Genomic DNA, 14,063 nt, shown 5'->3' on the forward strand with positions numbered 1-14,063 from the left:
TAAATTTTAACCGACGCTGTGTTCAAGACTTATGGCGAGAAGTTTTTGCGCTTCCACCGCAAATTCCAGCGGCAGTTCAGAGAACACGTCTTTACAGAAACCGTTGACGATCATCGAAATGGCATCCTCTTCGCTGATGCCGCGTTGCAGACAGTAAAACAGCTGGTCTTCACCGATGCGTGACGTAGTGGCTTCGTGCTCAAGCTGGGCGCTGTTGTTTCGACACTCGACATACGGGAAGGTATGCGCCCCGCAGTCCGCCCCGATCAACATGGAGTCGCATTGGGTATAGTTACGCGCGTTGGTGGCGGTCGGCATGATTTTTACCAGGCCGCGATAGCTATTCTGACTCTGACCGGCGGAGATCCCTTTCGAGATGATGGTCGATTTGGTGTTCTTGCCAATGTGGATCATCTTGGTGCCGGTATCGGCCTGCTGGTGACCGCTGGTCAGCGCGACGGAGTAGAATTCGCCGATGGAGTTATCGCCACGCAGAATGCAGCTTGGGTATTTCCAGGTAATGGCCGAGCCGGTTTCCGACTGCGTCCACGACATTTTGCTGTTTTCGCCTTCGCACAGCGCGCGCTTGGTGACGAAGTTCAAAATGCCGCCGGTATTACCATCACCGGGGAACCAGTTTTGCACCGTCGAGTATTTCACTTCAGCATCTTTATGGATGATAACTTCCACCACCGCCGCATGTAGCTGGTAGCTGTCGCGTACCGGAGCTGAACAACCTTCGATATAACTGACGTAGCTGCCCTCATCCGCAATCAGAATAGTGCGTTCAAACTGCCCGGTCTTTTCGGCATTAATCCGGAAGTAGGTCGAGAGTTCCATGGGACAACGCACGCCTTTCGGCACATAAATAAAGGTGCCATCAGATGCCACTGCGGCATTCAGCGCGGCGAAGAAATTATCATTACCCGGAACGACGGTTCCCAGATACTGTTTCACCAGCTCGGGATGGTCATGAATCGCCTCACCGAACGAACAGAAAATAATGCCCTGCTCTGCCAGCTTGTCGCGATAGGTTGTCGCCACCGACACCGAGTCGAAAATAGCATCAACCGCCACCTCTTTTCCTTCACGGACCGGCACCCCTAGCTGTGCAAAGGCGTCTTCTACCTCTTTGCTTAAAAAGGCATTCGCCCCTGTTTGCTGAACAGCCCCCGGTTCAGAAGCACAGGTTTCATCACAATTGCCGCAGGACGGCGCAGAGTAATAGCTGTAATCCTGATAATTCAGCTTGTCGTAGTGCGCTTTGAGCCAGTGCGGCTCTTCCATGGTGAGCCATGCGTTAAAGGCATTCAGGCGAAACTCCAGCATCCAGTCGGGTTCATTACGTTTTGCCGAAATCGCGCGCACAACGTCTTCATTGATCCCTTTTGCCAGCTCATCGGTTTGCAGTTGGGTGAAGAAGCCCTCTTTATAATTGAGGTGCCCGCCAGCCCAGGTGTTGACATCATCAGTTGCTTCAGTATTACGAGACATAGTACCGCCTATACCCCAAAACTTTCGCCACAGCCGCATTCGTTCTGGGCTTTCGGGTTATGAAATTTAAATAACTGATTTAATCCTTCGCGAACGAAATCGACTTCCGTCCCGTCGATAAACGGCATCGCCTGTAACGGCACATAAAGTCTGGCGCCATCCGATTCATACAGCAGATCGTCTTTTTCCGGCTCACGGACGGTGTCCAGCACGTAGCCGAATCCCGCGCATCCGGTTTGTTTCACACCTAAACGCACGCCCAACATACCGGGTTGTTTTGCCACCAGTTCGCGGATGTGCGCCGCAGCTGCCGGCGTTAACGTCAAACCACGCCATGCGAAATCGTCCGGGTTAAATGTTCCTGAATGCAATTCCATAGGGTTACCTCGAGTCATTAGCTTTCAAGCTATAACACCATGTTAGTGATAATGATTATCACTTCAACCCCTCAACAGCAGGGGCATTCGGGTTAATCGCCATTTTTGGCTACTTTTAATAAGCATAGACCCTGCAGCGCGGGTTATCAGAGATGGATTATTTTGTTCAATGCATTGATTAATAATGGATTATGAAAATCCAATCGTTCAGGCAGGTCAAACGCCAAAAGATGTATAGGTAATACCTATTTAAGGAATTGGTTTTAAAATCTGAATAAAATCATGCAATTATTGTATAATCAGGGACTTAATACTTGCATGTTACAAAACGTATTGATTTACAGGCATATTACTTACGTTAATAAAAAAGCGGTAAGCATAAACTTACCGCCCTTTAACTATTACCAGTTAACCCGAATTCCCAGGTTGCCAGCAAAACCATGCATATTACCTTCAAAATCATGCTGATATTTCATATCTGCATATAGTGAAGCATTTTTAGTAATATCACCGGTAAAACCACCGCCCACTTCATACCATTGGTCTGAATAATCTTGATTAAATTTCACCGAGCTCACCGTTACATCTGGCGAACGACCAATATTAGTCAGGACATTTGCAGTTAAATATGGATGAGCTTTAGATGTTTTAACACTATCATAACCCAGACGTCCTCCGATACGAGCAAGGCCCGAGTTATCAGACGTTGATTTAACGTAGGCAACGCCATCGTTTGTCGCATCTAAGTGAAGGTATTGATACATAAGTTGAACTTGAGGTTCCAGATATAACCCATTAGCATATTTGAATGGCTTACCTGCCTCTACGGATAGAGTTATGCCATCACCATCCTGAGTGGCATCATTACCGTAAATACTATTATATTCATTACGATAGTGAGTATACTGAGCCACAGTATCTACATATACGTCATTTGAAAAATATGAGGTGTAATAAGCCCCTACACCGTAACCTTTGGAATTGATCTTACCTGTCGTTGTCGATCTGCCTTGATACATTCCACGAACAGAATCTTTAGCAGACGTGCTAACTTGTCCGAAAGTAGCAAATACGCCACTATGTACTCTGGTGCCATCTTCTTCAAAGTTGTTATAAAGATCGCCGCCAAGCTGAGCAAACCAGGTGTCGGCGTCATAGTTAAAACGATCTGCATTAGATTTTGTTTCACCGCCGCCAATACGTCCCCAGGCCCCCTGAGGCATATTACTTTCTTTCTTAATATTTTCCTGTTCACCGACCCTTTCATGCAAAGTACCAACGGTCTGATAGCCATACATACGGTTTAAGTACGGGGCGATAACGTAACCAGGTACTGATGGGTTATATGATGGTTCCGATGTTGGGGCCGGAGTCGGATTTGGCGTCGGCTCCGGGGTTGGGTTTGGCGTCGGATTTGGCGTCGGCTCAGGGGTTGGATTCGGCGTCGGCTCCTCGGTCGGTTCTGGGGTAGGCTCTAAAGTCGAGCGCAAATACCATCCATTTCCTGATTGGCCGCCGTTATACGCCAGATATTCATAAGCGCCTGCGACAACAGGTTTTGATAGCGTTACCGAGCTCGTATCCTGACCACTGATAGAAGCAAGTTTAATACCATCGTTTACCGTGAGCGCCCCCGCTCCACCAATCTGATTGATATTAATCGTATGGCTACCGGCAGCATCACCATTAACTACAATTCTGTCAGAAACTGTATTAGCGTCGCCTTCATTAAGAACCGTATTAAAAGTTATCGTTCCATTATTTCCGGAGAATGAATTCGTCGTGATGGTCTTAACATCATTAACGCCACTGCTTTGAAAGTTAATCAAAGCACTATTTAAGGTAATAGCCGCAGAATTTGAATCGCCCGTCACATTCCACTGGCTTCCATTGGCAATGTTTAGATTTGTCATATCAACAGCTTTACCTGTCCAGACAGAGCCATTGTTAAGCGAAAGCGAAGCCGTCGATGATGAGGTATTAATTGCATCCCCCGACACAACAGAGTTAGCATCGGCATTGACTTCTAACGCCGCTGCCCCCGTGTTTTGAATAAACACGCCGTTATTAACGGTGGAATTAACCTCATTTAACTGGATGGTCCCATTGCCTTCTATAGCATAGATAGACTCACCGGCAAGAGATGATAATGCACCGCCAGTCATTGAAAGCGTCGACACGCCGCGATTCTGCAAAATTGCCGGGCTTTGGATGCTATTAGTCGTATTTACTGTTGTATTAGTAAGAACGACATCCCCACCCTCAAGAGAAACACCTGGCGAATAGTTACCTTTCGTCTCTAACGCACTATCCGTGACGTTAATCTTGCCGCCAGATACCGCCCGTACCGCCGCTGAAATGTGATTCTCGGTAAGTATATTTGAGTTACTAATATTGGCGATGGCGCCATCCCTCGTCATAACGCCTGCAGCGGATGAATTTTTTGTGTTTATATTGCTATCAACAACGTTCAGGGTAGCCCCTTCTTTTATCGCGTATGCACCAAGCGCACCCACTCCAGCAGTTGAAATGTTAGTATTGGTGAGCGAGATGCTTGTCGGATTATTCAAATCACCGCTGCCATCTACATAGGCGCCATGAATGTTTGCACCTGTCGTGTTGATATTTATGGCATCTGTACCCTGGATTGAGACACTGCTTGCGGATGCAGCATAAATCGCAGATGTTGTGAAGATGGATGATGATGAATTCTTTTCGATGGTGCCAGTACCTGACAATGTGATTGTACTGCTGTCTGTAGCAGATATAGCAGAAGCATCATCGCCAGTACTCACAATATTGAACCGATCGCGAACGTCAACGTTACTATTATCTTGAGCAACTATCGCTGAAGCACCACTTCCGGTGGAATTAACACTTAACAGCCCCTGTGAGCTAACGTTGCCTGAACTCGTGGCATAGATGCCAAAAGATTCGTCGCCTGTCGTGTTGATTGAAACTCCATTGAGCTGTGAATCACCGCCAGCGATAACTGAAATACCGTTTGCAGTCGCCCCACTGGTCGTAATGGATGAATTTTGTATCACACCTGCACTATTGCTGCCGAGGAACTTAATACCATCGGCATCTGTCCCGGAGGTCGTTACGGTCGAGTCACTAAGTAAAAAATCATCCCCAACAAATACCCCATTTGCATTTGCACCCGATGTGGAGATAGCTAAGTTGCTTCCATGGACGGAAGTCCCCACTCCGTTAGCATCCATTGAGATACCATGCGCAGTATCGCCAACGGTTTTAATATTTAATTTAGAGGATGAGGTGCCATTAAGCTCGATACTGGCCCCATTTGATGCATTCACTGCAGACGAATTGACTCCTCCACCAGAAGGTAAAAGAGAGGATGTCTGAATCAAGCCTCCGGCATTAACAATTACACTGGTTCCGTTTCCGCTAGCTTCTATTGCGCTATATGGGCCATTGGCAGATGCATCGTTGTTAGCCGTTACGTTTAACGTCCCGGCGGAAACATCAACTTTGCCGCCGTTTAAGGCATATATTCCATACGAACTTCCATTTGCTGTGATGTTAAGGTCCCCCTGGCTTGTTACCGAAGAACCTGTACCATCCACTTTAATTCCGGATGAATCGCCGCCAGAAGTCGTAATAGTTGAAACGCCGTTGAGATTAACCGTCCCGCCAGATTGAGCAAGAACGCCCTCAGAGTTACCTCCGGTCGTGACAATATTTAATGCCCCAGGCGAAGTAATTGTTCCTGCATTCAAAGCAAATAACTCTGGAGTATCAGAAGTACTGCTTGACGATGAATAGCCTGCAGGCACATTAGTTGATGTGTTATCGGCTATCGTTTGCGCCTTAGCGATCTCAGTTGATGTTGAGAATAGAAGACCAATCATTATTGATACTTTTGATAACCTGGTGTTTAAGCAAGACATCGACGCTCCTTAATTCCCATATCTCTAAAACCCCACTACGTTTGCAGTGAAGTTCATTTTCTTAAGAGGTGTAATTACTTGAACGATCCTGGAGAATAGTAATAGCTCATGGCATAACTAAGTTATGTATAGCCCCATGATTTAGAAACATCAAGTTACACAGTTTTACGCCACGAGTATACCCTGGTTATTAAAGCTATCAATTTCCAACCAGCATGAAAAATCCTAAACTTTTTAATGCGGCAAATAGGTTCAGATTTAATATCCTGTTGTTTTATATCTATTACTTTCCTTTACATCCTTATCCTTGTCGTCCTGTTTTCGTTTTTATCTTGTCCTGACATACATAACAGACACCGTAACTAACATTTCTTTGACCGGCAGACCAGGCATATATTAACCATTTGATATATATGAAATTCCCCAGCCCACCGCTAACCGCACATTCCTGTTTATAACGATGCAGTCGCGAACAGGATCGTCGTCAATAAGTAATACGTTTGAAATTCTGCAGGCATTACGGCGCATTGCAACGTAACTCCCGATTTAATAACGGAATAAATTATTTCTCGCTTAACGAATTGCCTCTCGCCCCTCTCGTTATGTAAACTTATGTAAAGAGAAGATTCAAATGACACAATCAGGAATAGAACACATAAGAACCTTGTGGATATATAATTCACAAAATAGAGAGAGGACAGAACATTAAACCAGACATAAACGCAAAACCAAGATTAAAATATCAAAAAAACGGGCCAGTACAAATGCTTGAACCACATAACGACCTTATATTACATAATAATTTCATTTAATTTCATTAAGTTACCATTTCAATGTGGAATTAATTATTTTCCCATATTGCAAGGAAAGTATTCCCCATGTGAATATACTTACATCGTGAGTGCTCATTGAACATTGATACTAAAATTCCACTTTTATGATGAGAATCCTGCGTATGATGAAGCCAAATGATGAAATGAAGTTAATTATCTCCAAATGGTTATCATCCGGTGCCGCGCGTATCATAATAAAAAGCGAAATTGGAATTGAGCGTACTTTAGGCGTTAAGCCGAATAATACTGACTTCGTCTTTCTGACTGAAGGAGCGATGGATATCAGGAGAACAATGGACGACCTGGTATTCTGTACTGCGCTTGCGCCCTATATTATGAGCGGGACCGACCATCCTGAAAGTGAAGCGTACTTTTATGGTGAGATACGGGCTCATTCAGTAGCATATCGGATTAAAAAAGAAACCGCATTGAATTTAGTGGAAAAGTTCAATTTATTCAAAGAATTGTGGATAGTTGAAAAGTATAAATCTCAAGCCATATGGCGCAGAGATGCCAACCTCAATGGCGCATCAGTTAAAGTGGCAATCGGAGAGCTGATTACCGTTCTTAGTATGCTCCCACCAGAGTTTAGAAAATCAATCTCTGTTTATAAATTTCTTCAGGAAAGAACAAAGTATTCAAAAAGTACAATAATGCGTGTCGTAAACCATTACAGAGATAATGGCCAACTAGATATTAAAAATGGAATACTTATTGAATGGATTCCTAAAGAAAAAGGATAAACACTATGGGATTTCATATACATACTTACTGTGCCTATACCCGGCAGGGGGTTTTGGGCCTCATTGATGAAATATTTGAAACTTCACAACCCGATGAGGTCATTCATATTTTCGATCTCATCGAAAACCCACATCCAATCTTACTATTAAATAAAATAAAAAATTACATGCGGATTACATTAGATGAACCGCAGAAAATAATAGCTATATGCAATAAACAGACAGCAGATTTTCTGCGTAAATTCAGCATACTATGCATTACACCGACAGAATCAATATTAAACTGGGTGGATATTCTAAAAAAAGCAAAGGCGTATACTAAGTGGTCTGTAGCCAGCATTCCAGAACTGGAGCATCATTACGCTTCAAAGCCTCTGACAAATAAGGATTTTTTTATTCTTGAGCATTTGTGTCAGGGTTATTCATTTTCTGAAATCTCTGAACTAAGTGGTTTGAATGCAAAGATAGTTTATGCCAGACTCAGTAAAATTAAATGTGAATTTAACTTAGAAAGGAATAACATCCATCTCGCTTACACTTTTATTTTAGAGTCAAGAACAAACTATTTTCATTGTGGCAGACAGTCCAATTATCATCTTTAAAGGCACATAGAAATTAAGCGCTTACAGTCTCAGCAGCAATGCATTATTATGCGGAACAGTGCAAATAACAAAAAACCCTTAAGTCTGCTTGCTGGCAGGCTTAAGGGTTCCGGCCCCATCCGGCGCTTATCTCCGGCACTCGTAATGGCTTAGCTCTTGAAGGGGCATAAGAATAATCTCACTCCCGGATAAGTTTTGTTTAACACAAATTGCGGTTTGATTGTTTTTTGAGCGCAGTCAATGACATAATTCGCGCGTTGTTTCACTAATTGCGTCTAACAACAAGCGTAACCCCGCAGGCTGATGCTCACGAGAAAAATACAACCCGTATATTGGCAGGCGTTTAGGCTGTAGCTCTGGCAGTAACCGAACTAACTTTCCCTGCGCCAACCCTTCTCGCGCTTCCGGCTCCGGTACCAGCGCAATGCCCATACCCGCCAGCGCCGACTCACAGAGCAGCGAAGAGATCCCGGCGCTCAAATTCCCTTTGATCGCAACAGAAACCGTCTGCCCTTGTACATCGAGAAAGTGCCAGGATTTTCCGGCAAAGCCGCTGTAATAGAGGCAGTTATGCTGCGTAAGATCGTCGAGCGTTTCAGGAGTGCCATGTTGATGCAGATAATCGACAGACGCACACAGCACGGATTCACAGTCCCCCAATCGACGGGCGATGGTCCCAGGCTCGGGGGTATCCGTAATGCGGATCGCCACATCGATGCGTTCCCCGACCAGACTTACCGGTTGATTATTAATCTCAACCTCAATGCGCAGTTGCGGATACCGCGCCAGAAAAGTGGGCAGCACCGGAGCAAGAATATGCATCGCGGTATAGTGCGCGCAAGCGACACGTAGCGTACCGGAAGGTATTTGCGCGGCACTGGCGGCAGCAATATCCAGCGAAAGTTGCGCCAGAGAACGCGTTTTCACTAACGCTTCTTCTCCGGCTGGCGTGATCGTCAGGCGACGCGACGACCGATGGATAAGCCTTGCCCCCGCCCATTTTTCCATTTCGTCGAGGTAACGACTAACCATCGGTCTGGAAAGCCCCAGCGCTCGCGCGGCGGCGCTTAAGCTGCCCAAATCACAGATATGGTTGAATACCGTTGCCGCCATTACTCTGTCCATTGCATCCCATCCGATCGTTTTAAGAAACTCAGCATACCCTGATACAGGAATTCTAACAGATGCAAATATCCTTAAAATACGCGAACTATCAAAAGACAATTTCCTGCACAAGGTTACCTGGTATGAATGTTAAAACTCTGGCTCTGCTGTTACCCCTGTTCTCCTCTTCACTCTTTGCCGCCCCGCTCCAGCTGGACGTCTACAACCCGCAGGATAAGGCTATTTTCCCGGTCTCCTCGACGCTGGTTTCAGGACCGAAAGAAGCGATTTTGTTTGATGCGCAGTTCAGCACCAAAGATGGCGAACAACTGGTACAGATGATTCACGCCAGCGGTAAAACGCTGAAAGCCATCGTAATCACCTCCGGCGATCCGGATTTCTATTTCGGTCTGCAGCCCCTCGTCAACGCCTTCCCACAGGTAAAAGTGCTGGCAACACCGCATGTGGTTGAGCATATCCGCGCCACGAAAGAGGCCAAACTGCAGTTCTGGGGCCCGCAAATGAAGGACGGCGCGCCAACATCACTCACCGTGCCGCAAGCCACCACACAAACGCGTTTCACGGTTGATGGCGAAACGCTGGAACTTCGCCATCCCAACGATTATGCGGCGTATGTCTGGATCCCGGCGAACCGCGCAATCATTGGCGGTACCGGCGTGGCTTCGGGGATCCATGTCTGGACGGCGGATACGCAGTCTGCTGAACAGCGTTCCGCGTGGCGCAATGTGTTAAGCGAGATGCAGAACTTACAGCCCGCTCAGGTGGTTCCGGGGCATTACATTGGCGAACGCCCGACAGGCGATAAAGCGATTCGCTTCACCCGGGACTATTTGCAGTCATTTGAGCAGGCGTTAAGCGCGAATAAAGGTTCAGCTTACGTGATTAAAACCATGACGGCGGCATGGCCAGGTCTGGCGGACGCCAGCTCTCTGGAGCTAAGCGCGAAGGTCAATACCGGTGAGATGAAGTGGTAAACAAGATTTAACGCCAAAAATAACCCCGAACGCATGTCGGGGTTACATTACAATAAGCATACCGGAATCAATGAACGCCCATGCGCCAGGCAAAATAGATCTCTTCTTTCAGTTCAGTTGAAGAGAGCGTCAATAAATCCGCAAACTCCAGCTCAAGCTGTTTCAGTCTTTTCAGGTACTGAGCCGGTGAAAGATCGGTTTTATCACGACGTAAAAACTCTATTGCCAGTTGGGCCGGGTCTAATTGGGTAGACATATCATCCTCGCTTGTGTTCAAAACCTGCACAGTATAACACCATTCACTGCGCAGATAATGACCAAAAGCAATATGCATCACAAAATAGCGGTCGTCAGACGCGATGTGCAACACAATCGCCCTTGCTCATCGAAGATTTCGATTTGCCATACCTGATGGCGAGAGCCAGTATGAATGGCGCTACACACGCCTCTGACACGCCCTTCCCGCGCAGAGCGAACATGGTTGGCATTAACCTCAAGGCCCACCACTTTTTGCTCTCCCTGAGTGCACAGGTAACCGGCCACTGAACCAATGCTTTCCGCCAACACCACCGATGCACCGCCATGTAGTAAACCAAAAGGTTGTTTGGTGCGATGGTCCACCGGCATTGTGGCCTCCAGGGTATCGTCGCCAATATGTTCAAAGCGAATGTCGAGCAACCCCACCATATTTCCTTCACCCATGGCATTGAGCGCCTCAAGAGTGACTTCACGTTTCCAGATCATCCTATAATCTCCAGCAGTGCCTGTAATGGATGGCGAACGCCCGTGCCTTCAACGCGTTTAACCTGGCTACGACAGGAATATCCGGTAGCCAGACAACGATTTCGCGGCAGTCGTTGCATTGCCTGGTGCCATGATAGCTCATAGATCCCCAGTGAGTTCTGGTGATTTTTCACTTCGTGCCCATAAGTGCCAGCCATGCCGCAGCACCCCACGCTGACGTTCTCCAGCCTGGCGCCAAAACGGGCAAAAATAGCTGCCCACTGCGCAGGCGCGCCTGGCAGGGCCGTCACTTCGGTACAATGACCAAAGAAATACCACGGCTCACCGGCAATAGCAGCTGGCTGCTGTGACGCCACAACGGTAGATAACCATTCGTTGACCAGCAATACATGGAAATCCCCCCGCTGTTCTCCAAGCGCCAGCTTGTATTCATCGCGATAACAGAGCACCAGCGCCGGATCAACGCCCACCATTGGAATATTCAGCTTCGCCACCCGGTTGAGAAACTCAGATGTCTTTTTCGCTGTTTTGGCAAAACGGTTTAAAAAGCCTTTAATGTGCTGCGCTTTGCCGTTTGGCGAGAACGGCAGCAGTACCGGCTGTAAGCCCAGTTTTTCTACCAGACGGATAAAATCAGCCACCACCTGCGCATCGTAATAGCTGGTGAACGGATCCTGTACCACCAGCACCATACGGGCTTTTTGTTCCGGGCTGAGTAATTCGAGCTGCTCCAGTGTCATGTTGGCAGAACGATGACCAACCAACTGACTTTGCAGCGACGGCGCAGACAACAACGGTAAATCCACCATACCGATGTGCTTTTTAGCCAGATTACGCACCAGCGGCTGATTGATGAAGAAATTAAACGTTTTGGGCGCACGCGCCATGAGCGGCGCATAACTCTCAACGGTCGCCACCATATGATCGCGCAACGGTCGCAGATAACGCGTGTGGTACAGTTGCAGGAAGCGCGAGCGGAACTCCGGTACATCAATTTTAATCGGACATTGCGTGGAACAGGCTTTACACGCCAGACAACCGGACATCGCCTCTTTGACTTCATGCGAGAAATCGTATTCGCCCTTACGCGCATGCCAGCTATTGCGGGTGCGGGCAATCAGCGTGCGTAAACTGGCGCGTTTTTCCGGCAGCTCTTTTTCCAGCTGTATCGGGTCAATTCCACGATCCGCCAACAGACGCAGCCATTCACGTACCAGCGTGGCACGGCCTTTCGGCGAGTGGATACGGTTGAGGCTGATTTTCATCGACGGGCACATGGGGCTTTTCGCATCAAAGTTAAAGCATAACCCGTTGCCGTTACACTCCATTGCTCCGCGCCACTCTTGCCGCACCGCCAATGGGATCTGTCGGTCATAAGTCCCGCGCTTGACGGCATCCACTTTCATCATTGGCGCGTCAACGTCTTCCGGTGGACAGATTTTCCCCGGGTTCAGCCGGTTTTGCGGATCAAATACCGACTTCACTTTGCGCAATTCGCGATACAGTTCGTCACCGAAAAACGCCGGACTGTATTCTGCACGAAAACCTTTCCCGTGTTCGCCCCACAGCAAACCACCATATTTTGCCGTCAGCGCGACCACATCGTCAGAAATGCGTTTCATCAGCACTTCTTGCTGCGGGTCACACATATCCAGCGCCGGTCTGACGTGCAGCACGCCGGCATCCACGTGACCAAACATGCCATAACTCAGACCGTGGCTGTCGAGCAGCGCACGGAACTCGGCAATGTAGTCAGCCAGATGCTCCGGCGGAACGCAGGTATCTTCAGCGAACGGAATAGGCTTCGCGGAACCTTTCGCATTTCCCAGCAAACCGACGGCTTTTTTACGCATGGCGTAAATGCGCTCCACGCCCGCGAGCTCAGTACACAGCTGCCAACCAATGACACCGGCTTCCTGACGGGCAATTAAGCCGTCCAGGCGTTCGCACAGCGCCCTGACCTGAGCATCAATCAATGCTTCATCATCACCCGCAAATTCGACGATATTCAGGCCCAGCATTTCTTTATCCGGTACGTCGGTAATCAACTCACTTACCGAATGCCAAACGATATCTTCCCGCGCCAGATTAAGCACTTTGGAGTCAACGGTTTCTACCGACAGTGCGCGCGCTTCCACCATAACCGGGGCGTTACGCAATGCTGAATCAAACGAGTCATACTTGACGTTGACCAATTGCCTGACTTTGGGCAACGGCGTGATATCCAGGCGCGCTTCGGTAATAAACGCCAGCGTACCTTCTGAGCCGGTAAGAATGCGGGTTAAATCAAATTCGGTCATCTCGTCGTTAAAGACGTGTCGGAGATCGTAACCGGTAAGGAAGCGATTGAGTTTGGGGAATTTATCAAGAATAAGCTGCCGGTTATCACGACACCGCTCATACACCGTCTTATAGATGCGGCCAATAGTGGTATTGCTGTTGCCCAGCGTTTGGGCGAGTTCGACCGGCATTGGCTGAGTATCAAGAATATCGCCGCCCATCAGCACCGCGCGGATACCCAGCACGTGATCGGAGGTTTTACCGTAAACCAACGAACCTTGTCCGGATGCGTCGGTATTGATCATCCCGCCCAACGTTGCCCGGTTACTGGTGGATAATTCCGGGGCAAAGAAATAGCCGTAAGGCTTCAGAAACTGGTTGAGCTGATCTTTGATTACCCCGGCTTCGACCCGCACCCAACCTTCCTGCGGGTTGATTTCAATAATGCGACTCATATAACGGGACATATCAACAACAATGCCCTGATTCAGCGCCTGACCGTTCGTCCCGGTACCGCCGCCGCGCGGGGTAAAAATCAACGACGAAAAAAGAGGTTCAGCCGCCAGACGGGCGATCAGCGCCACATCTGCCGTTGAACGCGGGAAAACCACAGCATCAGGAAGCAGCTGATAGATACTGTTATCCGTCGACATTGTCAGCCGATCGGCGTAGCTCGTTGCCGTATCGCCCGTGAATCCTTGCTGCTCCAGCGCCTGCAAAAAATTGAGCACCAGTTGAACGACACCTGGCGCCTGAGAAATTTGTGGAATCATTATAGTGACCCTTTCCTGCGGTCTGTGTTGTGAATTTAATCGTTTGCGTGTTGCTTTGTTTGTTGTATCACATTTTTTTCTAATACGCTCAGCAGATTTACAGGCAGAATCCGCCTGTTCAAAACCGCTGAAATTGCTCATCATTACAGGGTGTGATTTAAGTGTTCACGTCGCGTCAACGTTCTGACGCAAAGACAAAGGTGA

At 47.8% G+C, this 14,063-nt stretch carries 10 protein-coding genes; 3 read left to right on the forward strand and 7 right to left on the reverse strand.

The window, feature by feature from the left end; all coding sequences use genetic code 11:
• Window positions 1–6: 6 nt before the first annotated feature.
• The 3 genes from sufB to FDW97_RS00805 form a co-directional block, all read right to left on the reverse strand.
• The gene (sufB, locus tag FDW97_RS00795) at window positions 7–1,494 is read right to left on the reverse strand and encodes a Fe-S cluster assembly protein SufB (RefSeq protein WP_038640262.1); all 1,488 of its coding nucleotides are present in this window, start codon (window positions 1,492–1,494) and stop codon (window positions 7–9) included.
• An 8-nt stretch (window positions 1,495–1,502) separates the two neighbouring features.
• Entirely contained in the window at window positions 1,503–1,871 is a 369-nt protein-coding gene (gene sufA / locus FDW97_RS00800) for a Fe-S cluster assembly scaffold SufA (RefSeq protein WP_038640259.1), read from the reverse strand.
• A gap of 401 nt (window positions 1,872–2,272) precedes the next feature.
• Window positions 2,273–5,785, reverse strand: a complete 3,513-nt coding sequence (locus tag FDW97_RS00805; protein WP_137350505.1) for an autotransporter outer membrane beta-barrel domain-containing protein — start codon at window positions 5,783–5,785, stop codon at window positions 2,273–2,275.
• A 955-nt stretch (window positions 5,786–6,740) separates the two neighbouring features.
• Between FDW97_RS00805 and FDW97_RS00810 the strand changes: the two genes are divergently transcribed.
• On the forward strand, window positions 6,741–7,361 hold the full coding sequence (locus FDW97_RS00810; protein ID WP_032939795.1) for a helix-turn-helix domain-containing protein: 621 nt from the start codon (window positions 6,741–6,743) through the stop codon (window positions 7,359–7,361).
• Between the two features lie 5 nt (window positions 7,362–7,366).
• On the forward strand, window positions 7,367–7,963 hold the full coding sequence (locus tag FDW97_RS00815; protein WP_137347212.1) for a hypothetical protein: 597 nt from the start codon (window positions 7,367–7,369) through the stop codon (window positions 7,961–7,963).
• Window positions 7,964–8,200: 237 nt separating this feature from the next.
• Here the strand turns inward: FDW97_RS00815 and FDW97_RS00820 are convergent, their stop codons facing one another.
• Window positions 8,201–9,088: a LysR family transcriptional regulator gene (locus FDW97_RS00820; protein WP_137350506.1), complete on the reverse strand. Its 888-nt coding sequence runs from the start codon at window positions 9,086–9,088 to the stop codon at window positions 8,201–8,203.
• A 122-nt stretch (window positions 9,089–9,210) separates the two neighbouring features.
• On the opposite strand from FDW97_RS00820, the gene FDW97_RS00825 reads away from it, so the two are divergent.
• On the forward strand, window positions 9,211–10,062 hold the full coding sequence (locus FDW97_RS00825; protein WP_137350507.1) for a Vmh family MBL fold metallo-hydrolase: 852 nt from the start codon (window positions 9,211–9,213) through the stop codon (window positions 10,060–10,062).
• Between the two features lie 67 nt (window positions 10,063–10,129).
• Here the strand turns inward: FDW97_RS00825 and FDW97_RS00830 are convergent, their stop codons facing one another.
• The 3 genes from FDW97_RS00830 to FDW97_RS00840 all read right to left on the reverse strand — a co-directional run bounded on the left by FDW97_RS00830 (window position 10,130) and on the right by FDW97_RS00840 (window position 13,859).
• Entirely contained in the window at window positions 10,130–10,318 is a 189-nt protein-coding gene (locus tag FDW97_RS00830; RefSeq protein WP_029139522.1) for a YdiH family protein, read from the reverse strand.
• A 77-nt stretch (window positions 10,319–10,395) separates the two neighbouring features.
• Window positions 10,396–10,806, reverse strand: a complete 411-nt coding sequence (gene menI / locus FDW97_RS00835) for a 1,4-dihydroxy-2-naphthoyl-CoA hydrolase (RefSeq protein ID WP_042308766.1) — start codon at window positions 10,804–10,806, stop codon at window positions 10,396–10,398.
• On the reverse strand, window positions 10,803–13,859 hold the full coding sequence (locus tag FDW97_RS00840; protein ID WP_137350508.1) for an FAD-binding and (Fe-S)-binding domain-containing protein: 3,057 nt from the start codon (window positions 13,857–13,859) through the stop codon (window positions 10,803–10,805). The genes menI and FDW97_RS00840 overlap by 4 nt, the downstream gene beginning before the upstream one ends.
• Window positions 13,860–14,063 lie beyond the last annotated feature (204 nt).

The organism is Citrobacter sp. wls708 (assembly GCF_005281255.1).
GTDB classification, from domain to species: Bacteria; Pseudomonadota; Gammaproteobacteria; order Enterobacterales; family Enterobacteriaceae; genus Citrobacter; species Citrobacter werkmanii.